This window comes from Amycolatopsis sp. NPDC114484 (assembly GCF_055633755.1).
The window spans coordinates 85,437-109,762 of the sequence record NZ_JBVKDQ010000019.1 but is presented as its reverse complement, the minus strand read 5'-3'; the positions used below and the strand labels follow the sequence as shown (position 1 = coordinate 109,762).

General features: G+C 73.0%; 21 protein-coding genes. 18 read left to right on the top strand and 3 right to left on the bottom strand.

The window, feature by feature from the left end; all coding sequences use genetic code 11:
• The first annotated feature begins 459 nt into the window (after positions 1-459).
• The 14 genes from ACZ7SW_RS35395 (at position 460) to ACZ7SW_RS35330 (ending at position 15,710) form a co-directional block, all read left to right on the top strand.
• Positions 460-3,027 (top strand): helix-turn-helix transcriptional regulator, encoded by a 2,568-nt coding sequence (locus ACZ7SW_RS35395; protein WP_470234720.1) that lies wholly within the window; start codon positions 460-462, stop codon positions 3,025-3,027.
• Positions 3,028-3,229: 202 nt separating this feature from the next.
• Positions 3,230-3,952 carry an HAD family hydrolase gene (locus tag ACZ7SW_RS35390; RefSeq protein WP_470234719.1) on the top strand — a complete coding sequence of 241 codons (723 nt, stop codon included), beginning with the start codon at positions 3,230-3,232 and terminating at the stop codon, positions 3,950-3,952.
• A 970-nt stretch (positions 3,953-4,922) separates the two neighbouring features.
• Positions 4,923-5,762, top strand: coding sequence for an IclR family transcriptional regulator (locus ACZ7SW_RS35385; RefSeq protein ID WP_470234718.1), 840 nt, complete (start codon positions 4,923-4,925; stop codon positions 5,760-5,762).
• Between the two features lie 503 nt (positions 5,763-6,265).
• Complete coding sequence (locus ACZ7SW_RS35380; protein WP_470234717.1) at positions 6,266-6,403, top strand: hypothetical protein; 138 nt, start codon at positions 6,266-6,268, stop codon at positions 6,401-6,403.
• Positions 6,394-7,206 (top strand): universal stress protein, encoded by an 813-nt coding sequence (locus tag ACZ7SW_RS35375; protein WP_470234716.1) that lies wholly within the window; start codon positions 6,394-6,396, stop codon positions 7,204-7,206. The genes ACZ7SW_RS35380 and ACZ7SW_RS35375 overlap by 10 nt, the downstream gene beginning before the upstream one ends.
• Positions 7,207-7,430: 224 nt before the next feature.
• Entirely contained in the window at positions 7,431-7,832 is a 402-nt protein-coding gene (locus ACZ7SW_RS35370) for an Hsp20/alpha crystallin family protein (protein WP_470234715.1), read from the top strand.
• Between the two features lie 81 nt (positions 7,833-7,913).
• On the top strand, positions 7,914-8,381 hold the full coding sequence (locus tag ACZ7SW_RS35365; RefSeq protein WP_470234714.1) for a universal stress protein: 468 nt from the start codon (positions 7,914-7,916) through the stop codon (positions 8,379-8,381).
• 10 nt (positions 8,382-8,391) lie between these two features.
• Complete coding sequence (locus ACZ7SW_RS35360; protein ID WP_470234713.1) at positions 8,392-9,063, top strand: CBS domain-containing protein; 672 nt, start codon at positions 8,392-8,394, stop codon at positions 9,061-9,063.
• 754 nt (positions 9,064-9,817) lie between these two features.
• Positions 9,818-10,624, top strand: a complete 807-nt coding sequence (locus ACZ7SW_RS35355; protein WP_470234712.1) for a universal stress protein — start codon at positions 9,818-9,820, stop codon at positions 10,622-10,624.
• 349 nt (positions 10,625-10,973) lie between these two features.
• The gene (locus ACZ7SW_RS35350; protein ID WP_470234711.1) at positions 10,974-11,264 is read left to right on the top strand and encodes a DUF1918 domain-containing protein; all 291 of its coding nucleotides are present in this window, start codon (positions 10,974-10,976) and stop codon (positions 11,262-11,264) included.
• A 70-nt stretch (positions 11,265-11,334) separates the two neighbouring features.
• The gene (locus ACZ7SW_RS35345) at positions 11,335-11,937 is read left to right on the top strand and encodes a CBS domain-containing protein (RefSeq protein ID WP_470234710.1); all 603 of its coding nucleotides are present in this window, start codon (positions 11,335-11,337) and stop codon (positions 11,935-11,937) included.
• Positions 11,934-12,818, top strand: coding sequence for a universal stress protein (locus ACZ7SW_RS35340; RefSeq protein ID WP_470234709.1), 885 nt, complete (start codon positions 11,934-11,936; stop codon positions 12,816-12,818). The genes ACZ7SW_RS35345 and ACZ7SW_RS35340 overlap by 4 nt, the downstream gene beginning before the upstream one ends.
• A gap of 444 nt (positions 12,819-13,262) precedes the next feature.
• Positions 13,263-14,978 carry a sensor histidine kinase gene (locus tag ACZ7SW_RS35335; RefSeq protein ID WP_470234708.1) on the top strand — a complete coding sequence of 572 codons (1,716 nt, stop codon included), beginning with the start codon at positions 13,263-13,265 and terminating at the stop codon, positions 14,976-14,978.
• Between the two features lie 78 nt (positions 14,979-15,056).
• Positions 15,057-15,710, top strand: a complete 654-nt coding sequence (locus ACZ7SW_RS35330) for a response regulator (protein WP_470234707.1) — start codon at positions 15,057-15,059, stop codon at positions 15,708-15,710.
• Here the strand turns inward: ACZ7SW_RS35330 and ACZ7SW_RS35325 are convergent.
• Positions 15,707-16,687 (bottom strand): Acg family FMN-binding oxidoreductase, encoded by a 981-nt coding sequence (locus ACZ7SW_RS35325; protein ID WP_470234706.1) that lies wholly within the window; start codon positions 16,685-16,687, stop codon positions 15,707-15,709. The genes ACZ7SW_RS35330 and ACZ7SW_RS35325 overlap by 4 nt on opposite strands.
• Before the next feature lie 136 nt (positions 16,688-16,823).
• Here ACZ7SW_RS35325 and ACZ7SW_RS35320 point away from each other — a divergent pair, with 136 nt between their 5' ends.
• Entirely contained in the window at positions 16,824-18,542 is a 1,719-nt protein-coding gene (locus ACZ7SW_RS35320) for a sensor histidine kinase (RefSeq protein WP_470234705.1), read from the top strand.
• A gap of 134 nt (positions 18,543-18,676) precedes the next feature.
• Here ACZ7SW_RS35320 and ACZ7SW_RS35315 read toward each other — a convergent pair whose 3' ends face one another.
• Positions 18,677-18,991, bottom strand: coding sequence for a dsRBD fold-containing protein (locus ACZ7SW_RS35315; RefSeq protein WP_470234704.1), 315 nt, complete (start codon positions 18,989-18,991; stop codon positions 18,677-18,679).
• Between the two features lie 442 nt (positions 18,992-19,433).
• On the opposite strand from ACZ7SW_RS35315, the gene ACZ7SW_RS35310 reads away from it, so the two are divergent.
• Positions 19,434-20,171 (top strand): GAF and ANTAR domain-containing protein, encoded by a 738-nt coding sequence (locus ACZ7SW_RS35310; protein ID WP_470234703.1) that lies wholly within the window; start codon positions 19,434-19,436, stop codon positions 20,169-20,171.
• 75 nt (positions 20,172-20,246) lie between these two features.
• Positions 20,247-21,011, top strand: a complete 765-nt coding sequence (locus ACZ7SW_RS35305; RefSeq protein ID WP_470234702.1) for a GAF and ANTAR domain-containing protein — start codon at positions 20,247-20,249, stop codon at positions 21,009-21,011.
• A 464-nt stretch (positions 21,012-21,475) separates the two neighbouring features.
• On the opposite strand, the gene ACZ7SW_RS35300 is transcribed toward ACZ7SW_RS35305, so the two are convergent.
• Positions 21,476-22,051 (bottom strand): hypothetical protein, encoded by a 576-nt coding sequence (locus ACZ7SW_RS35300; protein ID WP_470234701.1) that lies wholly within the window; start codon positions 22,049-22,051, stop codon positions 21,476-21,478.
• A gap of 524 nt (positions 22,052-22,575) precedes the next feature.
• Here ACZ7SW_RS35300 and ACZ7SW_RS35295 point away from each other — a divergent pair.
• Positions 22,576-24,222 carry a carboxylesterase/lipase family protein gene (locus ACZ7SW_RS35295; protein WP_470234700.1) on the top strand — a complete coding sequence of 549 codons (1,647 nt, stop codon included), beginning with the start codon at positions 22,576-22,578 and terminating at the stop codon, positions 24,220-24,222.
• The last annotated feature ends 104 nt before the right edge of the window (positions 24,223-24,326 follow it).

The window sequence follows — 24,326 nt, the reverse complement described above, 5'->3', positions numbered from 1 at the left end:
TTATCCGTTGGCCGGTTATCGGCACCCGGACGCGCAATTCGGCCGATCGGAGCAGTTTTGCGAGAACTTCCTCGCCGGTGCTCACCAGTGGTGCTCCGGAAGAACTCCGGAGTAATTGCGAGCGAGGCGTGTCCGGTCGGCTGCGGAAAGTGTCCGGGCCATTTCGGTAACGTTCCGGCGGCGCGTTCCGATCGAACGCCCGGCCCCCGTCCCGGTCGCGGTAAACGCCCAGGTCCGCTGCTGCTCACCGATCCTCCTGCGAGATTCGTGGCGGGCTCGGCGCGCGGCCGAGGTTCTCCCTGTTGGCCGATAGCCCCGGCCGGGGCGCGGGCACTAACCTGTTCCCGCTTGCCCGGATTGTTTACCGGGTTTGTCCCGGGCCTCAAATAAACCGGAAGATAACGGGTGCCAGCATCCGTAGAATTACCGCAATTCGCTGGTCGGGCGAAGGGGGAGAGCGTGGTCGAGAAGGAGTTTGTCGGCAGGTCGGCGGAACTGGCCGCGTGCCTGGACCGCTCGGCCGCGGTGACCGTGGTGGAAGGGCGGCCGGGGATCGGGAAAACCCGCCTGCTGGCCGAAGTCGCCCGGCGGGCGCCGGACCCGGTGTGCGCGGTGCCCGCGGCCGGACCCGGGGGATCGCGGGGGTTCGGCCGCCGCCTCGCGCAGGTGCTCGGAACGGAATCGCTGGTGGTCGTGGACGACGCGCAGTGGGCCGACGAAGCGTCCTTGCGGCTGTTGATGTCCCTGGTCCGAAGACCGGACAGCGACCGGCGGCTGGTGTTGTCCGTGCGCGACGGGCAGCAGCAGCCCGCGCTGACCCGCCTGCTGCGCTCTGAACGGGTCCCGGCCCGTTACGTGACCTTGCCCGCCTTCACCGACGACGAGGTGGCCCGGCTTTTGCCCGGGCACGACGACGTCGAGCGGGCGCGGATCGCCGCCGCGGCCGAGCGCATCCCGCTGTACCTGTTGCTGCTGGCCGATTTGCCGCCGCACGAGTGGCCGGGGCAGGACGGCGGCGCGGCGGTCGAAGACCGGCCGATGCTGCCGGCGGAACGCGTGCTGTTCGCCGAAGTGTCGGCGCTGCCGGAGCCCGAGCGGCTGGTCGCCCAGGCCGCGGCGTGCGGCGGCACGACGATCGACGCGGACCTGGTCCAAGCGATGACGGTGCTGCCAAGGGCCGAGGTCGGCCGCGCGATCGAACGGCTGCTGTGCCGCGGCGTGCTGGCGGGAGGGGCGACGGGGCTGCGGTTCCGGCATCCGCTGGTCCGTGCCGCTGCCGCGCGGCTGGCCGGACGCGGCTGGGCGGCGGGCGCGCACCACCGGGCGGCGGCGTACCTGCGCGAACTCGACGCGCCGCTCGCCTTGCGCGCCTATCACCTCGAGAAATCCTTGTACCGCCACGATCTGGTCGCGGTCGGCGAGCTGGCTTCGGCGGGGGAGGAGGTGCTCGGCACCGATCCGGCGGCGTGCGCCCGCTGGCTCGGCGCGGCGGTGGCGAACCTGCCGGAGCGGATGCGCGGCGGGCACGAACACTGCCGGTTGTCGGTGCTGCGGGCCGAAGCGCTGTTGGCGTCGGGACAACCGGTCGGGGCGCGGGCGCTGCTGGCGACCCTGCCGGACTCGCCCCGGGTGCTCGCGCTGCTTTCCCGGTGCGAGCACGCACTCGGCCGGACCCGGCGCGCGCGGTCGATCGCCGAGGCCGCCATTGCCGCGTCGGGCAAGGCCGACGCGCGAGCGCAGCTCGAACTGGCACACCTGGAACTGCTGGACGGCGACACCGCCGGGGCACAGGAACGGCTCCGCCGGACCGCGGCCGACCCGAGCGCCGGGCCGGCGGTGCAATCGGCGATCGCGGCGCTCGCCGCCATCGGGCTGGCCTGCGCCGGGCGGACCGCCGAGGCCCGGCACGCCCAACAGGCCGCCTCCGACGGATTCGACCTGCTCGACGACAGCGAGCTGCGTTCGGTGCTCTACACCGTGCCCGCGCTGTGCTGGGCCTCCTGCTTCCTCGACGACGACCGGCGCGCGCTCGCCCTGCTGGACCGGGCGCTGCCGTTGAGCGCCGCCGGACTGCGGCAGGGCCTGCCGTTCCTGTATTCGGTGCGCGGCTATGTGCTCTGGAAACTGGGCCGGCTCGCCGAAGCGGCGGAGGCCGCCGCCGAAGCGGAAACCGCCGCGACCCGGTTCGGCCACCACGACGTCGTGCCGATGGCCGCCGCGATCCAGCTGCGGGTCCTGCTCGCGACCGGAGATCGCACGGCGGCCGAACAACAGTGGCGGACGGTGGAGAAGATGCCGCGCCCGGCCGTCGAGTGGTGGCGGCGGACGGTCGAGCACATCCTGGCCGAGGCCGGTTTCGAACTCGGCATGTTTCCCGGGGCCGTCGAGCAGCCGGTGGAGCGGACGGCGAATCCGTTGCTGGTGGCCAGATTCGCGCAGGACTGCCGGGTCGCGCTCGCGGAAGGAGCGCCCGCGGACGCGCGCCGGTGGGCCTCCGACGCGCTGGAACGGGCCGCGGTGACCAGGCTGAACAGCGACTTCGGCATCGCGCTGCTGGCGCGCGCGACGGTCCTGGCCGCGGAGGCCGATCTCGCCGCCGCGCTGACGGACGCTTCGGCCGCGGCGGTGGCGTTCGGCCGGGCGGGGATGGTGCTGCACCGCGGCCGCGCGATTCTGCTGGTCGCGGAAGTGCTGGGCAGGCAGGAAAACTTCGATGCGGCGACCCAGCGGATCGGCGAGGCGCGGGAGGTGTTCCGGAGCGCGGGCGCCAACGCGTTGCTGCGCGAGACGACGAAGGTGCAGCGGCGGCTGGCCGGGCGGCGCAAGCTGCGGTCGCCGGCGGACGGGCGGGCTCTTTCGCGCCGGGAGCGTCAGGTGGCGGAGATGGTGGTGCGCGGGCTGACGACCAAGGAGATCGCGGCGGAGTTGTTCCTCAGCCCGCGCACGGTGGACGCGCATGTGGCTCGGGTGCTGAACAAACTCGACCTCAGCACCCGCGCCGGGATCGCCCGCCGGCTGATCGGCTGACGCGGGCGATTCGAGTCCCCGGCCCGAGGCGCTCGAGGATGTTTTCCGATTATCACCCCGTTTCCGGGGGACCGGCCCGGGCCGGGACAGTTGTCCCGGGGCATGGAACAAGCGGCCGGTACCGGAGCCGCGCCGTTGTACTGTCAGCCCGGAAAATCGCGGAAAGCGCTGTTTTCGTGGATGCGACGGATCAGGGTGACTCATGAACTGCTGCGCGACGAAATACGCCATTCTGGACTTGGACGGAACTCTTCTTCCCGGGCACACTTCGAGGCATTATCTGCGGGTTCTGATCGACGACGGCACCTGCGACCGGCAAGCGGGGCTGTCCTGTCTCGAGGCCATCGACCGGTTCGCCGCCGAGGAGAAAGCGCCGCTCGGGCTGATGGACGAGATCTACCGGCTGTACGCGCTCGCGATGAAAGGCGCTTCGGTCGCGCAGGCCCGGTTCGCCGCGGAGAAAACCTGGCGGGCCAGCCGGGGGAAACTGTTCTCCTTCGTCCCGGAACTGCTCTCGCTGCTGCGGGCGAGCGGATACCGGATCCATCTGCTGTCGGGCAACCACGATTTCCCGGTGCAGGAGGCGGCGATCGACCTCGGGCTGTCCGGCGGGCACGGCGCCGTCGTGGAAGTGGCCGACGGCAGGTTCACCGGACGTCTCCTGTCCGCACCCGGCGCGCCCGGGGGCAAACTCGCGTTCGTGCGCTGCCTGGCCGAGGCGGCCGGGTTCGGCGCGGAGAACTTCCTCGCGATCGGGAATTCCGCCTCGGACGCGGAAATCTTCCCGTGCGTGGGCAAGGCAGTGGCCTTCGAACCGGACGCGGAGCTCCGGCGGCTTTCGGCCGGAAAGCCCTGGCCCGTCGTCGACCGGCGCACGATCCTGGGGGTCTGCGAACGAGTGGTCGCCGGCCCAGAGGCCGCGTGAACGGCGCTCCTCGTGCGTCGGGAAGACCGCGCGCCCGCTTCGGATTCGCGCGATGGCGGAGAAGAACGCGTTGTATGCCAACACAATCGTGGTTGTACTCCACTACAATCGCGATGGACGGCGTAGTCCGGCTGACGCGGTCCCGCGAGTCGTGTGTTCGTTCGCCGTGCTGAAGTCAAGGCCCTGTTCCGCGAGCTGGAACATCGCTCTGCGTCCTCGTTTGGTCGCTCGCCGTCGACTGAGTGCTGGTATGGTCTTTCGGCGGAGGCGCGGCGGGAGCCGGAGACGGTCCCGCTGATTCTCCCGATGTCGGCACAGACGGCACCACCCCCCGCCGTCGTGGCCGGCTCGCCCGATCGTGGTTTCGGAGCCGGATTCGCCCGCCGATCGCGGGGACGCCGGGGCCGAAGCGGCGGCCCCGCCGCCCCCGGAGCCCGCCGCCGCGCCCCGGCGAAAACGCGGGATTGCCCAGAATATTCTCTCCGGCCTGGCGGATTAGGCGCCGGGTTTTCGTGCGACGTTTCCGTCAGGTTCTCCGACGGACGAAAACAGGGGATGCGCGATTGTCACAGTCCGCGAACACGACGGCGCGCGAACGCGCAATGGCGACGCAGGGTGACCGGTCGCGCCCGGTTCGGGGCAGGGGCGGGTCGCCTGGCGAGGCGTGCAGGCCAACGCGCTGCGCCACTGGGGCGATCTGTTTCAGTGAACGGGTGCGTCCGGTTGTGCCGGACGCGCTCCTGGGCAAGCATGAAGCTGGCGGGCGTCCGGCGCGAGAACAGGACTGCATCAGGAAAGACGCCGGTGGCGGACGAATCGGGCGGCAGCGAGGCGCGGTGCCGCCCGCGAGCGGCGGAGCGCGACGGGACCGCACTGGGCAGCGGTGCCGGGGCGGCGCCCCGCGTGCGGGAGCGGGACTCCCCGGCGTCGCGCGCACGAGGGACTTGTGGATTCGGTGGAGGTTGCGGTCGTGACTGTGAGCGACGATAACGGACGGTGGGCTTGTACGAGCGTGGTGCCGCGAAGGCCGATTCCCCGCGCGCTTTCGATCCTGAGCGCTATTCGCGATTCGGGCGGGATCGAAACGCTGAGCGAGATATCGCGGTCGACCCGGCTGCCGAAAAGCACGGTGCACCGGCTGCTGGCCGAGATGCAGGGATACGGAATGGTCGTGCGGGCCGGATACCATTACCGGCACGGGGAAGCCGTGTGCCGGCTCGCGAGACCCGGTTCCACGCAGGAACTGCAACGTCTTCGAAGAGGCATTCTCCCGTCCCTGATCGACATTCACTGGCGGACCGGCTACGTCGTCGGCCTCGGGGTGGCCAGCGGCAATGTCGTCGATTTCGTGCACCTGATCTACAGCAGCGGCTACTGTTCGCTCGCCGAGGGCATCGAAAACGATTCCCAGCTGGCGAACAGTGCGGCCGGGAGGGTGCTGATGGCGTTCGACCCCGGGCTCGCCGCGCGGTTCGCGGTGTTCGCCGGCTACCGGGGCGAGGACGAGAACGGCGGCGGCCTCCCGGCGTGGCTGAGCGCGGAACTGCGGGAGATCCGGCGGCGCGAGGTGTCGTTCAACCCGCGGGTCCCCGGCGCGCTGCTCGCCGCGGCGGTCCCCGTCTTCAACGTGACCGGGACGGCGGTGGCCGCACTGAGCGTGGCGGCCCCGCGGCGGGTGTTCAATTCCCGGGAAGCGCATTCGTCGCTGCAAGCGACCCGGATGACGGCGCAGCGCATCCTCCGGGAAACCGTGGCGGCTGATTGGCGGAGCGCGAAATCCGGCCGTCCGGTGGAATCGCCGCGGCGTTGAGAGCGTCCGTTAGGCGGAATGCCGTTCGGGAGACGGCGCAATTTCGCGGGGGCGCGCCGAACGGTCCGTGACGGCGGCGCCGCGCGGACTTTCGGCGAGCCGCCGCTGCTCGGTTCCGGGCCGCGTCGGCGCGCGGTGGCCGCTGGTGCTCGGTGGCGGCGAAAGCAAGCGGGGCTGTCCTGCATGGGTTTTCGGTTCGATATCGGCTGATCGGTCCACGCCGTGCCATCACGCGGTGCGTCGGCGGGTCTGCTGGACGGCGGGGCGAGCGGGGAGATTCCGGTGTGCCGGACGGGTTTTCGGCGTTCCTTCCGCTGATCAGCGCAGGTCCTGCCAGCGGGCGGAGCCACAACCCGCCCGCTGAACCCGTGCGAAGGGCCGCAGCGCCTTTCGCACTGGGACCAAAGACTCCCGCGCCGCGGACGTCCGCCCGCAGTGGGGCCGGGGCGGGGCGGCCTAGCGTCGCCGCTGGACTACCAGTGACCGGCCGGAGGAGGCATGTGATGGACAAGGAGCGGAGGGCCCCGTCACCCGGGGCCGCCCGCAGCCGGCCCGCCGAGCGCGGCAAGCACGGCGCCGTGCTCGGCCGGCGAGCGGGAGAACGGGACGCGGGCGAGGAGAACCGGGAGCGATGGCGGTGAGCCGGCCGGTGGTCGTCGGGGCCGACGGGTCCACGGCGGCGCTCGCGGCGGTCCGCTGGGCGGCGGTCGAGGCCGGACGGCGCGGGACCGGGCTAGTGGTGTTCCACGCCGAACTGTGCGACGACCCGGACCTCCTGCCGCACGGGAAGCCGCCCGGCGACGCCGAGCTCCTGATGGGGCCCGCGCGCCGATTGCTGCGCCAGGCGGCGGAAACCGCCCGTCAGGCCGCGCCCGCGGTCCCGGTGCGGATGTGCGTCCGGCTCGGGACGGCGGCCGAACTGCTGGCCGCGCTGTCCGACGAAGCCGGGCTGCTCGTGCTGGGCGCGCACGGGCTCGGCGGCGCGCGCGGAGGGGCGATCGGGTCGGTGGCGCTGCGGGCGGCCGCGTCCGCGCGCTGCCCGGTGGTGGTGATCCGAGGCAACGCGGCGGCCGACGGCCCGGTGGTGGTCGGCCTCGACGACTCCGACGGCGGCGAGCGCGCACTCGCTTTCGCCTTCGACGCCGCCGTTTCGCGCGGGGCCGGGCTCGAGGCGGTGCACGCGTGGCACGGCGGCCGTTCGGGCCGGGAAGCCGGATTGCGGGAGCAGGTGGCCGCGTGGTCTCGCAAGCATCCGGTCGTGCCGGTGCGCGTGCACGTGGTGCGGGTGCGCTCGGCGGCGCGGGCGCTGTCCGGGATTTCCGCTGGTGCGCAGCTGATCGTCGCGGGGGCCAGGGCGCGCGGCCCGGTGGCGGGCGGGCTGCTCGGTTCGACGGGGTATTGGCTGCTGGCGCACGCGGTGTGCCCGGTCGCGGTGGCTCGCTGAGCTCTCGGCGCCCTCCGGCATGTCCGGCCGCGGACTCCGCACCAGCGGGTCGCGCGATCGGGTTCGTTCGGTCCTCAGTGGACAGTCGGCCGGGTGCTCGCCGGAGCGCGGCCGGTCCGGTGTGTGACTTTCGGCCTTCGGCTTCGGGCAGTCCGGCCGCGTCGCGGCGGCGGCCGAAGCGGTTTCCTTGAGGGGCGACACCGTTCCCGAGAAAGGAGTGCGCAATGACGTCACTGTTGCCCGGTTCCCGGATGGCGCTGCCGAACATCGCCGCCTGGCTCGACCGGCCGTGGCCGTTCGCCGACCACAACCCGGTGCGCATCGAGGAGTCCACCGACGGCAGGACCTACACGGTCCGCGCCGAACTGCCCGGGTTCGACCCGGAGAACCACATTTCCGTGACGACCCACGACGGGATGCTGACCGTCGAGGCGGACCGCGAGGAGCGCAAGCACCTCGACGGCCGCAGCGAATTCTCCTACGGCAAGTTCAGCCGCACGGTCCACCTGCCCGCCGGGGCGGTGACCGCCGAGGTGGCCGCCCGCTACACCGACGGCATCCTCGAGGTCTCCATGCCGCTGGTCGGGCAGCCGCACGAGAAGCAGATCAAGATCGAGGTCGAGTAGCGCGCCGGCACCGGACGGTCCACTGTGGACCGTCCGGGCGGCTGGGCGCGGCTCGGACTGACCGGAGGCGAGGAGAAGCTCATGACCGCCGCGAACGAAGGCGAGATCGTCGTCGGCGCGGACGGCTCGCCGGGCAGCGCCGCGGCGGTGCGGTGGGCGCTGTCCGAGGCGGCGGCGAGCGACCGGACGGTCGCGGCGCCGCGGGCCTGGACCTTCGACCCGCTCGCGGACCTGGAACCGGCGGTCGCGCGTTCGTACGAGGAGATCGCGTCCCGGTACCTGCGCGAGCTGGACGCGACGGTCGCCAAGGCTTGTCCCGGCGCGGATCCGGGGCGGGTGCGGACCGGAGCGATCGACGGCGCACCCGGCCCGGCGCTGGTCCGGGCGGACGCGGGCGCGGCGATGCCGGTGCTGGGCAGCCGCGGGCACAGCCGGGCGCCGCGCGTGCTGGTCGGTTCGGTTTCCGAGTACTGCCCGGTGGTCGTCGTCCCGGCCCGCTCGGCCGGGGAACGCGGGCCGGGCGCCGCTCGCCCCGATCCCTCGCTGTGAGGAGCCCGAGATGAGGAGAACCCGCCAGGTCCGCGCGGTGATGACGGCCGACGTCGCCGCGGTCGGGCCGCAGACGCCGAGCAGGGCCGCCGTCGCCGTGCTGGTGCGGCGGGGCGTGGCCAGCGCGCCGGTGGTCGGCGAGGACGGCCGGGTTCTCGGCGTCGTCACGCGCGGCGATTTGTCGAGACGGCGGTCCGGCCGTCGCTTCGGAGGCCTCGGCTGGCGCAAGGCCGGCACGGTGGCCGAGGTGATGTCGACGCCGCCGGTGACGATCGGCGTGGACGACGACGTCGTGTGCGCGGTCCGGCGGATGAACGCCAGCCGGGTGCACCGCCTGCCCGTGCTCGGCGCCGACCGCACGCTGGCCGGCATCGTCTCGCGCGGCGACCTCGGGCGGGTGTTCCTGCGGCCGGACAACGAGATCCGCGACGAGGTGCGCGACGAGGTCCTGGACCGCGAGCTGTGCCTCGACCCGGCGTCGCTGGACATCGCGGTGCGCGACGGCGTCGTGTCGCTCAGCGGCACGGTCGAGCGCCGCAGTGTCCTCCCGGTGATCCCGGTGATGCTGGCGCTGGTCGGCCGCGTGGACGGCGTCGTGGCGGTGAAGGAGCATTTGCGGGTGGGAGTGGACGCCCGGATCGTCCTGGCCGACGAACCGGCCGCGGGCGCAGTGCCCGGGTGACTCCCGGTTCCCCGTCGTCCGACGGGAAGAGCGGCCGCTGTCCTTTTCGGACGGTGGCCGCTTCCCGTTCCGGGCGGTCTCGGACTTGCTTTTCCGCGGGTGGCCGGGAACGGCCGCCGGATCGCGGACGGGAGCGAGTGTCCGGAAGGCAGTTGCCGAGGCGGCGGGGAGCGGGCGGCGATTCGCGACCGCGTTCGTGCGCGGAGGGGCTTGAAACTGTCCACAGCGGAATGTGATGGGTGCGGAGTTACCTGCCCGCTGGGCATGCTTACTGAGGTCCGGCAGGGTGCTGCGGTGCGGTGGAGCCGGTGGAGGGGGAGTGGCCGTGGGAATCGGGGCCAGCCCCGTCCGCGACCCCGCGGTTTGCCAGCGGGCCTGCGCGCAGCCCCCCGCCCGCCGACCGCTCGCGCCACCGGCCTGCGCGCAGCTCCGTCCGCCAGCCCCTCGCGCCACCGGCCGGGGCCCGCCGCGCAGCTCCGCCCGCCAACTCCGCGGCGTCGAGCAGTTCGGCGATCTCGCGGTCTCCCAACGCGACCGACCCCGGCCGCGGGAACAGGGCCAGCCCCATCCGCGACCCCGTGGTTCGCCACCACCGGGGCCTGCGCGCAGCCCCCCGGCCCGCCGACCCCGGCGCCACCGGCCGGAGATGCGCTTTCGTCCCTGCGGGAAGGGACTTCGGCCCCTGACGGAGTCCTCCCGGGTGGGCCACCGTGGACCCCGCCGCCGGAACCGGCGGCGGGAAGGGGAGGCGGCGGTGTCCCGGAAGAAGCCCGGCAGCGGGGTGCTGGTCGGGGTCGACGATTCGGAGGCCTCGCTCGCGGCGGTCCGCTGGGCGGCCGCCGAGGCGATGCGCCGTGACTGCTCGCTGCAGCTGTTCCAAGCGGGAACGGCGGCCGCCGACCAGGAAGCGCGCGAGCGGTTCGCCCGCGCGCACCGATGGCTGGGCCGCGCCGCGCAGATCGCCGACGAGACGGTGCCGGGAGTGGCGACCCAGCCGGTCGTGCGGGCCGGGCCCGCGGTCGACCTGCTCGTCGAGAGGTCGCGGTCGGTGTCGCTGGTGGTGCTGGGCTCGCACGGGCTCGGCGGGCCGCGCGGGGCGGAGATCGGCTCGGTCGCGTTGCGGGCGGCGGCGGCCGCGCATTGCCCGGTGGTCGTCGTGCGCGGGCGCGCGGCGGCGGGAGGGGCGGTCGTGGTCGGGGTGGACGCCGACGAACGCGTCGGGGAGTTCGCCTTCGAGGCCGCGGCGAGCAGGCTGGTGCCGCTCGTCGCGGTGCACGCCTGGCAGTCCGACCGGCCGGGCCGGGCTGTCGAGGAGGACCGCGCGCTGCGCGAGTGCACCGCCGCCTGGGCGGACAAGTACCCGGAGGTCGCGGTGCGGATCCGGGCGGTGCGGGAGCGTTCGCCGGGGCGGGCGCTGCTCGCGGTCGAGGGCGCGCAGCTGCTCGTGATCGGCAGCCGCGGCCGGGGCCCTTCCGCCGGCGGGCTGCTCGGGTCCACCGGGAACCGGCTGCTCGCGCACGCGGCGTGCCCGGTCGCGGTCGTCCGGGGGAGGTTCCGGTGAGAGAGCGGGGAAAAGCCTTGCGAGCACGGGACATCACGACCCGGCCGGTGGTCGTTCTTCAGCCTCGACGGTTCGTGTCCGCCCTCGATCGGTTCGCTGATCGGCACCCGGATCCAGCACCGTCGAATCAGCGATGCCGGCCCGGGCGCAGCGGCCGAGGACGGCGACCGGATGCTCGGCGTCCCGGCGAGCTGGCCGGGCTCGTGAGCCCCCGCGAGGCCCGCGGGGACCACACCGGCACGATCCGCGGCGCGTTCTCCGGCGAAGCCGGACGGCGCCTCGGCAAAGCTCTGGCTCTGACCGCAGAAGGCGTTGCCGCGGCGGCGATCGCCCGGACCGAGGAGGAGCGATGCGCGCACAGCCCGGCGACTGGCTGGTGGTCAAGAGCGCCCGGGCGGAGTTCCCGGACCAGCACGGCCGCATCGTCGCGGTCGGGACCCCGGACGGCGGGCCGCCGTTCACGGTCCGCTGGTTCCTCGGCGGCTACGTCTCGACGATCTTCCCCGGCCCGGACGCGGTCGTGCTCACCGAGGCCGAACGGAAAGCCCTTGCGCCGGACGGCGGAACGGCCCGGCACTCCCGCCGCGCCGGGAACCGCCCCCGGCGCGGCACTGAGGACGTTGGTCCTTCGCGCCGGTGACTCCGGACCAGCGTGCCCGGCCGGTCCCGTCGCCTACTTTCGAGCCAGTGCCGGGGAAAGGACGGGTCTGATGCGCGCACGCGATCTGATGTCCTCGCCTGCGGAGACGGTCCGTCCGTGGACCTCCGCCGACGAGGCCGCCGGGATTTTGGCCGAACGCGGCTTCCCCGCGCTGCCGGTGGTGGACGACGACGAGCGCCTCGTCGGCATCGTCACCCAGGCCGACCTCGGCCGGACCCCGGGACAGCCGCGGGACCGGAGGCGCCGTCCGCACCGCCCCGGCGCGATCGAGACGACCGTCGGCGCGGTGATGACCTCGCCCGCCGCCGGCATGCCGCCCGGAGCCGACCTCGCCGACGTGTGCCGGGAGCTGGTGGACGCGAAGAGCCAAGCGATGCCGATCGTCGAGGGCTCCCGGGTCGTCGGCATCGTGACGCGCGGGGACGTGGTCCGCGTGCTCGCCCGCGCCGACACGGCGATCGCGGCGGACGTGCGGCACCGGCTCGAGGTCTACGGCGGGACCGGCCGCTGGAAAGTCGAGGTGCACGAAGGGATCGTGCGCATCACCGACCGCTACGACGACGAGACCGACCGCGACGTCGCGACGCTGCTGGCGCTCGCGGTGCCCGGCGTGGTGGGAGCGGGCCCGGCGAGCGACGGGGCGGGCAGATGACCGGCCGGAACCGCACGGTGCTCGTCGGGATCGGCGGATGGGACGGCGCGGCCGAAGCGGTCCGGTGGGCCGCCCGGCTCGCCGCGGGCCGCGATCTCGAACTGGAGCTCGTGCACTGCCTGCAGACCGCGGTGCCGGCCGGATTCGCCGGGCCCGGACCGCTTTTCGAGGACGCGCCCTCCGACGGCGGGCTCCTCGCGCCGGTCGGGGAGGACCTGGCGGCCGACGCGCTCCGCGTCCGCAACGAGGTCTACACCGATTCCGCGCCCGCCCTGCTGATCGACCGGTCCCGCGACGCCCGGATGGTCGTGCTCGGCCGCACCGGGACCGACGGGTTCACCGGCATGCTGGCGGGCGCGGCGACCGCGGCGGTCGTGAGCAACGCGGGCTGCCCGGTGGCGGTGGTCCGCGGCCGCCGCGGCGACGGCCCGGTTCCGCTCGACGGACCGGTCGCGGTCGGCGTCGACACCAGCCCGAACAGCGAGGCGGCGATCGCGGCGGCGTTCGAGGAGGCCAGTTTCCGGCAGGTCCCGCTGCTCGCCGTGCACGCCTGGGCCGGCGTCGTCTGCGACGCGATGGAGCGCACCGCGAGCCCGGTTCCGGAGCGGGAGACCCGCCGCCAGCCGGTCGAGGAACGGATGCTCGCGCACCGGCTCGACGGCTGGCAGGAGAAGTACCCCGACGTCGAGGTGCGCCGGAAGCTGGTCCGCGACCCGCCGCGGCAGGTGCTGCTCGACGAGTCGGAGCGGGCCCAGCTGATGGTCGTCGGCAGCCGCGGCCGGGGCGGGTTCGCCGGGATGCAGCTGGGGTCGACCAGCCAGGCGCTGATCCACCACGCCTCGTGCCCGGTCCTCGTGGTGCGGCCGGAGGCGCGGCGCTGACCGGCGCGCCGGCGCGCGGACGGCTGGCGAAAGGACAACAACTCCGGGAATCCGGAGAATGCCCGGACGGAGCAACCGGCGAATTGCTTCCCGGCCGCCGCCGGTGATCGGGATTTCCGCCGGAGGAACCATTCCGCCGCCGTTCGCGCCCGCCCGCCGGGGCAGGCCGACCACGCCGTTCGGCCTTGTGGCGCACCGGCGGGCGCACCGCTCCCGTCGGGCGGGCGGGCGATCGCGACGGCCGGGCCCGCCGCGGTCAAGACGTTTTTCCCGCACGGTTTACCGGCGAAGAGAGAAATCGGCACGCCCGTTTTCCCGTGCAGCGCCGAAAAACGCCGCCGGTCCCTTTTCGCGCGCTTGACGGCCCCTCGTGCGAGCCGCAAGACTGAATTCCCAGTGGCGCCGCGCGGACGGGACGCGAGGGCCGGACGGGCAGGAGCCGGGGTGAACCAGCGGGACACACCCGAAGAAGCGAGGTTGACGTTCCCCGATCAGCCGAGGATGGAACTGGACCAGCTCCTCGGCGAGCTGGTGGAACGCGCCCAGGAGGTCATCAGCACGCAGGGCAGGCTGCGCGGGCTGCTGCGCGCGACCCAGTCCATCACCGGCAGCCTCGCGCTGCCCGCGCTGCTGCGCCGGCTCGTGGAGTCCGCGTGCGAACTGGTCGGGGCGCGGTACGCGGCGCTGGGGGTGATCGGGCCGGACGGGCGGCTGGCCGAGTTCGTGCACACCGGGATGGACGCCGAGGCGGTCGCGCGGATCGGGAGGCTGCCGGAGGGCAAGGGCTTGCTCGGCGCGGTCGTCGAGGACCCGCGCCCGGTGCGGCTGGCCCGGCTGCAGGACGATCCCCGCTCGACCGGGTTCCCCGAGGGGCATCCGCCGATGACGCGCTTCCTCGGCGTCCCGGTCCGGGTGCGCGGCGAGGTCTTCGGCGACCTCTATCTCGCCGACGCGGAACAGGGCCAGTTCAGCAAGGAGGACGAACAGCTGGCGCTCGCGCTCGCCGCGGCGGCGGGCAGCGCGATCGAGAACGCCCGGCTGTACGAGACCGCGCGGAACCAGCAGGAGTGGCTGCGGGCGTCCGGGGCGGTCACCCGGGACCTGCTGTCCGCGGATCTCGGCGATCCGCTGGCCCGCATAGTGGACTACGCGCGGGCGCTCGCGTCCGCGGACCTGGTTTCGGTGACCCGCCCGGCGGAGCGGGAGGGCTATCTCCGCGTCGAACTCGCCGTCGGGGCGGGCTCGGAGCAGCTGGCGGGCCGGGAACTGCGCATCGAGTCCACGGTGGCCGGCACGGTGTTCGCCAGCGGCGAACCGAGGATCGGTTCGTGGCCGGACGAACTGTCGCGGCTGCCGGCTCCGTCCGTGCTGACCCTGAACCTGGACTCGATGCTGCTGGTGCCGCTCGCCGGTAACGGGACGGTGGCCGGGGTGCTGACCGTCTCGCGGCTGGCCGGCCGCCCGGCGTTCACCTCCGACGACCTGGAGATGGCCGCCTGGTTCGCCGGCCAGGCGGCGGTGGCGCTCGAACTCGCGCGGGCGCGGGCCGAACGCGAGGACGCCGCGCTGCACGACGAGCGCGACCGGATCGCGGCGCGGCTGCACAGCGAGATCCTGAACCGGCTCTACGCCACCGGGCTGTCGCTGCAGACCACGGCCGGGCTCGCCAAGTCGGCGGTGGTCGCGACCCGGCTGCGCGAGACGATCGCCGATCTGGACGACGTGATCAATCACGTGCAGCAGACCGTTTTCCGGCTGGACGACGTCCTGCCGCCCGGCCCGGAGCCGATCCGCGACCAGGTGCTGCGGGTGCTGGCCCAGGCGCGCGAGGAGCTGGGGCTGGCGGTGTCCACGCAGCTGACCGGGAAGCTCGATCCGGTGCCCTCGGACGTCGTGGTGCCGTTGCTCGCCGACGCGCTGCGGCTCGTCGCCCGGCACACCTCGGCCGAGGCGGTGGAGGTCGAGCTGCGGGCGGAGGAGGCGCGGGCGACGGTGACCGTCCGGTACGAGGGCGGCGGCGATCTCGCCGCGACCGCCGCGCCGGAGATCGCCGCGCTGGCGGAGCGGGCCAGCCGCCGCGGCGGGACGCTGACCGTGGCGGGCGGTTCCCGGCTGAGCTGGTCCGTGCCGGTGAAAACCCCGCCGCGGACCGGCGATTGAGGACTTTCGGCACCGCCGGGGCGCGGCGGCGCGCCGTACTCTCGACGGACGGACGAGCCCAAGGTGGGAGAAGGACCGATGCTGCGGGTATTCCTGGTGGACGATCACGAGGTGGTCCGGCGCGGGGTCGCCGACCTGCTGGAGGAGGACCCGGAGATCGCCGTGGTCGGCCAGGCGGGCGACGTTTCGCAGGCGCTGGCCCGGATTCCGGCGCTGCGGCCGGACGTCGCGGTGCTCGACGTGCGGCTGCCCGACGGCAACGGCATCGAACTGGCCCGCGAACTGCGGTCCTGGTCGCCCAGCCTGAAATGCCTGATGCTCACCTCCTACACCGACGAGCAGGCGATGCTCGACGCGGTGCTGGCCGGCGCCGCCGGGTACGTCATCAAGGACATCAAGGGCCTCGACCTGATCTCGGCGGTCCGCGACGTCGGGGCGGGCAAGTCGCTGCTGGACGCGCACGCGGCGGCCGCGCTGATGGCGAAGCTGCGCGACGGCGCGGAAAAACAGCGGGGCCCGTTGGCCCAGCTGTCCGAACAGGAACGCACGCTGCTGGGGCTGATCGGCGAGGGGCTGACGAACCGGCAGATCTCCGAGCGGATGTTCCTCGCCGAGAAAACGGTGAAGAACTATGTGTCGCGGTTGCTGACGAAGCTCGGCATGGAACGGCGCACGCAGGCCGCGGTGCTCGCGACGGAGCTGCGCGGCCATCCGCGCCGGCCGGGCGCTTAGACGCTGAGCGGCGACGGGGTGACGAGGACGTCTTCCAGCGCCCGGCGGGGTGTTCGCGGGACTGGTGCGCCGTAGCCGAAGCGGAGCACGATCTGCGGCCAGAGCCCGCCGCCGAGCAGATCCCGGAGCCGGGCGCGGATCGCGGGCACTTCGACCGGCTGGGAGATGAACGAGGCGTCGATTCCGCGGGCGGTGGCGGTGAGCAGGACGCGTTGCATCGCTTGTCCGGCGCGGAGCCGGTCGATCGGCTGGTCGGCGAACGTCCCGACCACGACGACCAGCGGCGCCGCGCCCGGTGCGCGGGAGCCGTCGCCGTAATCGCGCAGGACCCAGGTGTCGTCGGCGGTGACGGCCCCTCCCGCGGCGAACGGGACCCCGTCGCGCCGGTTGCGTCCGCGTCCGGTCCAGCGCTGCCATTCGGACCGGAAAGCCGGGTCGCCGGTCTGGAGCCGGTGGCTTTCGCGGATCAGCTCCTTGAGGCCGCCGAGCTGGTCCTCGTCGAGCCGCGGCAGCCAGGCGTGTTCGACCTCGGCCGCGTGCCGCAAGGCCCCCAGCGCCCCGCCGGGAACCGGTCTGGCGGTGAACGGCGTGCGGTTGGTGTGCCGCAGCGGGATGGCCTCGGCCAGGGAAGCGAGCTTGCGGTCGGTCGCGGCGGCGGCCCGCGGGCGCACGAGAGCGAGCAGATCGGGATCGCCGCGGCGGGGGAAGTAGCTGATGGCCGGATGGACGCCGGTCGAGTGGATCGCGGCGCGCAGGTTGAACAGCGCCGCCCCGCAGGAAAGCAGCAGCTCGCGCCGGTCCGGGTCGGCGACGGGCAGCGTGCGGTCGGCGTCGGCGTGCACCTCGATGCCCGCCGGGCCGACGCTGAACAGCCAGGGCTGGGTGTTGTGCGTGGACGGGGCGAGCGTGGCGCTCCGCAGCACCGACACCACCTGTTCGGCGCTGAGCTGGCCGGACGGCGCCACCTGAAGGGTCATCCTTCTCCCCTGGACCGCGAAACGCGCGACACTGTGTCGTGTGTGGTTATTCGCTTCAGCATGCGTCCGCGGGGCAGGGGCGCACAGGGGCGAAAGTCATTTGTCTTCAGGACGCCGAGCTCCGAAAGCAGGTCTGATGCCGGAAACCGGAGAGGGCGCCCGGAAGCTGTCCGGAACCCCGTCGCAGCTGCGGCTGCGGGAGACGCTGCGCGATCTCCAGGAGCGGATCGAGCTCTTGATCGGCACCCGGGACAAAATGGACGGCCTGCTGGAGGCGGTGCTGGCGGTCGCGTCGGGGCTCGAACTGGACGCCACGTTGCGCCGGATCGTGCAGGCCGCGGTGGACCTCGGCGAGGCGCACTACGGCGCGCTGGGCGTGCTCGGCGACGACGGCGCGCTGGCCGAGTTCGTCTACCTGGGCATCGACGCCGAGACGCGGGAGCGGATCGGGCATCTCCCGGAGGGGCACGGGCTGCTGGGGCTGGTGATCGATGACGCGAAACCGTTGCGGCTGACGGAGATTTCGGCGCATCCGGCGTCGGTGGGGTTCCCGGCGAACCATCCGCCGATGCATTCGTTCCTCGGCGTGCCGGTGCGGGTGCGCGACGAGGTGTTCGGGAATCTCTACCTCACCGAGAAGAAGGGCGGGGCGGAGTTCACCGACGACGACGAGGTGATCGTGCAGGCGCTGGCCGCGGCGGCCGGGATCGCGATCGAGAACGCGCATCTCTACGAGCAGACCCGGCTGCGGCAGCGCTGGCTCGGCGCGACCAGCGAGGTGACCACGGAACTGCTCGGCGGCACGGACCCGGTGGACGCGCTGGAGCTGATCGCGGGCCGGGCGCTGGAGCTGACCGGTTCGGACGTCACGATGCTCGCGCTGCCGGGCACGGGCCGGCTCGGCGCCGACGAGGACTGGGAATCCGATTCCGCCGAGCTGACGGTCACCGTGTGCGCGGGCGGCGGCGACAACCTGACCGGGCTGCGGATCCCCGTCGCCGGGACGGTGGCGGGCGCGGTGTTCCGGGACCGGACCCCGCGCCGGATGGCCGAGCTCGAGCTGTTCCCCGGCCGGGGCCGCGGCCCGGCGCTGGTGGTCCCGCTGCGCGCGGGCGACCACACCTCCGGGGTGCTGATCGCCCTGCGGGACCTGGGATCCGCCCTGTTCGAGACGGCGCAGCTGCCGGTGCTGGCGTCGTTCGCGGACCAGGCGGCGCTGGCGTTGCAGCTGGCGGCGCAGCAGCGGGCGGCGCGGGAGCGGGACGTGCTGTCCGACCGCGACCGGATCGCCCGGGACCTGCACGATCACGTGATCCAGCGGTTGTTCGCGGTGGGGCTGGCGATGCAGAGCACGCAGCGGCGGACCAAGACGCCGGAGTTGCAGCGGCGGTTGCAGGAGAGCATCGACCAGCTGCACGAGATCGTGCGCGAGATCCGGACCGCGATTTTCGACCTGCACGGCGGGGCGGCGGGCGGGGTGCGGTTGCGGCACCGGTTGCACGACGCGATCGCGGAGCTGACCGACGACGCGCCGCTGCACCCGACGGTGAGCATGGCGGGACCGCTGGACGCGATGCCGGCCCAGCTGGCCGAGCACGTGGAAGCGGTCGTGCGGGAGGCGGTCAGCAACGCGGTCCGGCACGCGGAAGCGTCGGCGCTGTCGGTTTCCGTAGCGGTCCGGGACGAGGTGGTGCGGATTTCGGTGACCGACGACGGGACGGGGCTGCCGGAGGGCGTTTCGCCGAGCGGGCTGGGGAATCTGCGGGAGCGGGCGGAGTCGATGGGCGGGGAGTTCGGGCTCGGGACGGGTCCGGGCGGGGGTGTGCGGCTGGACTGGTCGGCGCCGTTGGCGTGAGCCGCCGGGAGGGGCCGGCCGGGACGCGGCGGGGGAGTGGCCGGCGGAGCCTGTCCGGCACGCGGGTGTGCGATGCGGATTCCGGTGCCCGACGACGGCGACCCGCCCGGCGGGCCGGGCGAACCGCGGGACGTTCACGCGCGGAGCACGTCCGGGCGGTGGTCCGCCGGCCGGCTGGCCGGAACCACCGCGCTGAGCTGGTGCATTTCGGCGTCGACGTCGATGACGACCGCCTCCAGCAGTTCCTGGGAAAGGTCGCACAACGCCCGTCCGGCGGCGAGATACCCGGGCACGTGCGCGAGGCCGCGGCCCTCCGCCGGGCTGTGCGCGAGGCCCACACCGGAGAATTCGTCCCCGTCGGCGGTCCGCAGCACCGCCTGGGCGCGGGTGTAGTGCACGGTCCGGTCGAACGCGATCGCGAGCGTCCACTGCTCTGGGTTCTCGGTCATGTCAGCTCCGTTCCGGGTTCACCGTCGCAGCCCGTCCGGGCGGCGGAAAGGGCCGGAAGTCCTCTGCGTGCCTCCGTATTCCGTCGCGGGGACCGGCGGTGCCTTCTCCCCGGACGCCCGGAGCCGATCGTGCGGCACGGCGCGCGGGCGGGGATAGGGCCGGAGGTCACCACCGTCCCGGCGGATGTCCGCGATGCCGGGGACCGCCGCTCTTCCCGTCGTCCGCAAAGGACAATGCGAGGCGCGGGTCCACTGTGGACCGAAGGGCGCGTTCCGGTGCGCCGACTGTCCTTTGCGGACGGTGCCGGTCGTCGCCGCGAGACCGGGTCCGGTTCCGGCGAGGCCGCTTCGGAGGGAAGCCGTGCCGGGGTAGGGTGGGAAAGCGTCCGGCGTTGCTGCGGTATTTGATTGGTTCCGTACCTGGGAAGGCGGTGAACGGGCAGTGACCGGAGTAGGGGATTTCGCTGAATCCCTGTCCGCTTTGCTTTCGGAGCTGCTGGCCGCGCTGCGCGAGGGCCGCGACGTGACGGCTCCGCTGGAGCAGGCGTGCCGGGCGATCGTGGAATCGATGCCGGTCGACGGCGCCGCCGTCTCGCTGATGGCCGACGGGCAGCACCGCGAGCTCGTGCTGGCCAGCGACCCGGTGATCGAGTACCTCGACTCGCTGCAGTTCAGTCTGGGAGAAGGCCCGTCCTTCGAGGCGTACGAGACCGGAAGGCCGGTGCTGGTGCCGGACCTCTCGCAGCGCCTCCCCCCGGCCTGGCCGGTGTTCGCCACCGAAGCGGGCGCCGCCGGGTTCGCCGGCATATTCGCGTTCCCGCTGCGGCACGGGGCGGCCAAGCTCGGCGCGGTGGACACCTACCGGCGCGCCCCCGGCTGGCTCTCGGACGAGGAACTCGGGACCATCCTGCGCGGAACCGACCTCGTGACCAGCGCGTTGCTGGCCGTGGCGACGGCGTGCGTCTCCGGGGAAGCCGGCGGCGAGGTCGTCCGCGGGCTGGTCCGGAACCGGGCCACGGTGCACCAGGCCACCGGGATCGTGATCGCGGAGTTCGGGATTCCCGCCGAGTCGGCACTTGCCCGGTTGCGGGCGTACGCGTACTCCGAAGACAGGCTGCTCGACGACGTCGCGCGCGACCTTGTCGAGCACCGGTTGCACCCGAGGGAACTCGAAGGGTGAGACCGGGCACGACGCTGGGTTCCCCGCAAGGCGGGCGGCCGCCGCCGGGGACTGGAAGACGAAGGAGGAACACCGATGAGCGACGAGTTCGCCGGCACGGTCACGCCGGCCGGCGAGAACGACCTGTTGCGGGCGTTCGTTGACATGGCCGACACGCTGGTCGACGAATACGACGTGGTCGACATGCTGTACCGGCTCGCGAAATACTGCGTCTCGCTGCTCGGAGCCTCGGCAGCCGGACTGTTGCTCGTGGATCAACGCGGCGGCCTCGAAGTGGTCGCCTCGTCGGACGAGAGCACCCGGATGCTGGAGCTGCTGCAGCTGCAGACCGAGCAGGGACCGTGCCTGGACGCCTACCGCAGCGGCGAGCCGGTGGTGGTCGAGGACCTGGTCGTGCAGGCCGGGCGGTGGCCGGGGTTCGTGCCGGAGGCGACCAAGGCGGGGTTCCGTTCGGTGCACGCGCTGCCGATGCGGTTGCGCAGGCAGGTGATCGGCACGCTGAACCTGTTCGGCCGCGGCCGGAGCCCGCTGACCGGGTCGGCGCTGAGCGTGGCCCGCGCGCTGGCGGACATCGCCACGATCGGGATCCTGCAGGAGCGCACGATCCGGCGGGGCGAGCTGCTGACCGAGCAGCTGCAGCACGCGCTGAACAGCCGCGTCGCCATCGAACAGGCGAAGGGCGTGCTGGCGCACGCGGGAAGGCTGGAGATGGAGGTGGCGTTCGACCGCCTCCGCGCCTACAGCCGCGGGCACAACCGGCGGCTCAGCGAGGTGGCCGAAGCGGTCGCGAGCAGCGAAATCCGGCCGGACCAGATTCTCGGCGAGAGCACCGCGGACTGATCCCGCCGGGCACGCCGCGTCACCCGGCGTGCCCGGGAATCCACCCGGAATGACGGTAACGGCCCCGCTCCGTGCACCTCCGAACTGGGCAGGAGGGGCTCGGCGGCCCTAACGGACGTCTTGGCAAGGCCGGGCGGTCGCCGTTACTGTGGGTTTCCCGGACCGGGTCCCCCGCGGGTCCCGCCCGGGAACGTGCAGATGCCACGTGCCCTGGCCCTTGGCTTTCTGACATCTGCGACAACGGAACCCGTGCGGACAGTCCGGAGTACCTGATGTCGCGTTCGTCCCCCGAAGTGGTTTTCCACAGCCGGCGCAGGAAAGCGTGCGAGCGCTGCGGCGAGCAGATCCTGCCCGGGAAGCTGCAGACCGCGCTCGTCCCCGATACCTCGCGCGTCGATCCCACCGATCTCGCCGGCCACGGCCAGCGGATCGTCTACGCGTGCGGCGACGAGCACATGGCCCAGCTAGTCGAGAAGGCCCGGCGCGACTGGGTCGACGAGCAGTGGTGGTTCGGCCTGCTGTGCCAGGCGAGCCGGGCCGCGCGCCAGGCGTCGTTGCCCGAACTCGCCCGCCAGGCCCGGCTGTCCGACGGGCAGCTCGACGCGGCGCTGGAGTGGAACGCCGCCGCCGAGCATCCGCTGCGTTGTTTGCCGGGCGGGCAAGCCTGCTGACCGCGGCCCGGTCCGCGCGTTCGCCGCCGTCAGCGCCCGCGCGGGTGCTTCGCCGCGCCCGGCGAACCGGACGCTCCAGCTGATCAGCAGCACCACGATCAGGAGGCCGGCCGCGGACGCCACGAGCCCGCCCGCGTGCACCAGCCAGCCGCCGAGCATTCCCAGCGTTCCGGCCGCGGTGGCGGTCAGCAGCCTTCGCCGCAGCTCGGGCTTGCGGAAAAGGCTCCCCGGGCGGATCGCGCACACCAGGACCGCGCCGGTCGCGAGCGCCAAAGCCGGGGCGAACAGCCGTGCGGGCAGTGCCGGGCTGAGCGCGCACACCAGGAACACGCAGCTGCAGACGAGACGCCATTCGATTCGAGCGGACACGGCACACCCCGGTTTGTCGGGCTTTGTCTTCGAGGTGCCGCCCACAGTAGGTACGCGCCGTTCCCGGCGGGCAGGGCCGGAGGACCCGATTCGGAGGGTCTCTCGAGAGCCGGGAGGCCCTAATCGGACAAAAAGCCGGCCGGGTCCCGGCCCGGCGCGCGTATTCCCGCGGATTTCGTTCTCGGCGGCCCCGCGGATTAACCGCATTCGACGCCCGGACCCGCGACGGGCTCGCGGCACGCGGTTCGGCGGCGGAATCCGGATCCCTGACAAAGACCATTCTGCCCGGGAATTTGACAGTTTCCGCGCGACCGAACGGAGGTTGTGCCTTTTCCCGCCGAGCCCAGACTGGAGTGCGGCGGGAACGAGCGGTCTGAGCCGTTCTCGCGGCGGTGGCCGGGGAACGGCCGCCGGTGAGGTCGAGCCCATGCCGGCAGGCCGCCTGTTCGGTGCGTGGACGCCGCTCGTCGTGTCCCGCGTCCGCCGCTGCGCTCTCCCGGCGAGGCAGGAGCGAAGGAGGACGGATGAGACTTGACGGGAAAGCAGGAGTCGCGCTGGCGGCGGTCGCGCTGGCGGCGGTCGCGCTGGCGGCGTCGTCGCTGGCCGGTTCGGCGTCCGTGGCAGGCGGCCGGGCGGACGCCGCGCCGCCGCCGGCGCCGGCGTGCTCGCCGAACACGACGGTGGCGGCCGACGACGGCCCGGTGTGCGGGATCGCCGGACCGGACGTCCGGTCGTGGGAAGGAATCCGGTTCGGCGCGCCGCCGGTCGGAAATCTGCGCTGGGCTCCGCCGCAGCGGCCGGCCAAGTGGACCAAGCCGTTCGCGGCGACCGCGCCGGGCAACGCCTGTCCGCAGCTGGCCGGCCTCGGCCCGGGGTCGGAGACCGAGGACTGCCTGAACCTGAACGTCCGCGTGCCCGCCGATTCCGGGCACGGGAAGCTGCCGGTGATGGTGCAGCTGCACGGCGGCGGATTCCTGTTGCTGCAGGCGCAGAACGCGAGCCGGCTGGTGACCGAGGGGCGCGTGATCAGCGTCGAGGTCAACTACCGGCTCGGGATTTTCGGGTTCCTGGCGCACGGGGCGTTCGGCGAGCACGCGGGCGACTACGGGCTGCAGGACCAGCAGGCCGCGCTGCGCTGGGTGCAGCGCAATATCGCGAAGTTCGGCGGCGACCCGCACAACGTGACGATCTACGGTGCCTCCGCGGGCGGGTCGAGCGTCTGCGACCACACCGTCTCGCCGACCGCGGCGGGCTTGTTCCAGCGCGGCATCAGCCAGAACGGCGAGTACAACTCGTTGCTGGGCACGGACATCCAGTGGCAGCCGCAGGACTGCAAGGCGGATCTGCCCGACGAGGAGCAGGCCCAGCAGGCCGGAGCGCGGTTCGCGAAAGCGCTGGGCTGCCAGGACAACGCCGGTGCGTGCTTGCGCAAGGCGCCCGTGGCGGCCTTGTTGAAGCAGGCGGGCAACGGGATGAAACCGGACAGCGGCACGATCGCGCCGATCGTGAACGGGACCACGCTGACGATGTCGCCGGGGGAGGCGTTCGCCAAGGGCCGGGTCAACAAGGTGGCGCTGATGCACGGCGTGGCCCGCGACGAGGTCCAGCTGCCGTCGGCCTCGACGCCGGAGGACTACCGCAAGATGGTGGCGCAGCAGTACGGCGAGCACGCCAAGGAGGTCAGCGAACTCTACCCGTTGAAACGATTCCCGAACCCGGCCCCGTTCCTCGCCTTCCGGACCGTCGTGGCCGACTCCAACTCGGTCTGCCCCGCGGTGCTGAACGACGAACGGTTGTCGCGCCACATCCCGGTTTTCGCCTACGAGATGGACGACAACGACGTGCCGCCCGCGTTCTTCCTCGACCCCGCCAAGCCGAACGGCGCGTACCACGTGGCCGAGGGGATGCTGCTGACGCCGCCGCCGGGAATGAAGCTCACCCCTAACCAGAATGTGCTCTCCGACCAGCTGGTGGGGCAGTGGACCGGCTTCGCCCGCACCGGAAACCCCACCGTGGACGGCACTCCGCGCTGGGATCCCTTCACCGAAAGCAACCCGGCCGTGATGTCCCTCAACGCGGCCGGGGACAGCCAGCTCACCACCGAGATCCCGCGCCAGCACCACTGCGACGGACTCTGGAACCCACTAACCCCATTCGCCCAACACCGCTGACCAGCAGATACCGACAGGCTTCCCACCCGACCTAAACCAGCCACAACGCGGGATCGCGTCGGCGTGTGGAGGGGCAGTGTGCACGGCCCCCAGGCCGGGCACAC

Coding starts and splice junctions, on each gene's coding strand:
- ACZ7SW_RS35390 (WP_470234719.1), top strand. CDS start 3,230: ATGAACTGCTGCGCGACGAAATACGCCATTCTGGACTTGGACGGAACT.
- ACZ7SW_RS35380 (WP_470234717.1), top strand. CDS start 6,266: ATGGACAAGGAGCGGAGGGCCCCGTCACCCGGGGCCGCCCGCAGCCGG.
- ACZ7SW_RS35375 (WP_470234716.1), top strand. CDS start 6,394: ATGGCGGTGAGCCGGCCGGTGGTCGTCGGGGCCGACGGGTCCACGGCG.
- ACZ7SW_RS35370 (WP_470234715.1), top strand. CDS start 7,431: ATGACGTCACTGTTGCCCGGTTCCCGGATGGCGCTGCCGAACATCGCC.
- ACZ7SW_RS35365 (WP_470234714.1), top strand. CDS start 7,914: ATGACCGCCGCGAACGAAGGCGAGATCGTCGTCGGCGCGGACGGCTCG.
- ACZ7SW_RS35360 (WP_470234713.1), top strand. CDS start 8,392: ATGAGGAGAACCCGCCAGGTCCGCGCGGTGATGACGGCCGACGTCGCC.
- ACZ7SW_RS35350 (WP_470234711.1), top strand. CDS start 10,974: ATGCGCGCACAGCCCGGCGACTGGCTGGTGGTCAAGAGCGCCCGGGCG.
- ACZ7SW_RS35345 (WP_470234710.1), top strand. CDS start 11,335: ATGCGCGCACGCGATCTGATGTCCTCGCCTGCGGAGACGGTCCGTCCG.
- ACZ7SW_RS35340 (WP_470234709.1), top strand. CDS start 11,934: ATGACCGGCCGGAACCGCACGGTGCTCGTCGGGATCGGCGGATGGGAC.
- ACZ7SW_RS35330 (WP_470234707.1), top strand. CDS start 15,057: ATGCTGCGGGTATTCCTGGTGGACGATCACGAGGTGGTCCGGCGCGGG.
- ACZ7SW_RS35325 (WP_470234706.1), bottom strand. CDS start 16,687: ATGACCCTTCAGGTGGCGCCGTCCGGCCAGCTCAGCGCCGAACAGGTG.
- ACZ7SW_RS35320 (WP_470234705.1), top strand. CDS start 16,824: ATGCCGGAAACCGGAGAGGGCGCCCGGAAGCTGTCCGGAACCCCGTCG.
- ACZ7SW_RS35315 (WP_470234704.1), bottom strand. CDS start 18,991: ATGACCGAGAACCCAGAGCAGTGGACGCTCGCGATCGCGTTCGACCGG.
- ACZ7SW_RS35305 (WP_470234702.1), top strand. CDS start 20,247: ATGAGCGACGAGTTCGCCGGCACGGTCACGCCGGCCGGCGAGAACGAC.
- ACZ7SW_RS35295 (WP_470234700.1), top strand. CDS start 22,576: ATGAGACTTGACGGGAAAGCAGGAGTCGCGCTGGCGGCGGTCGCGCTG.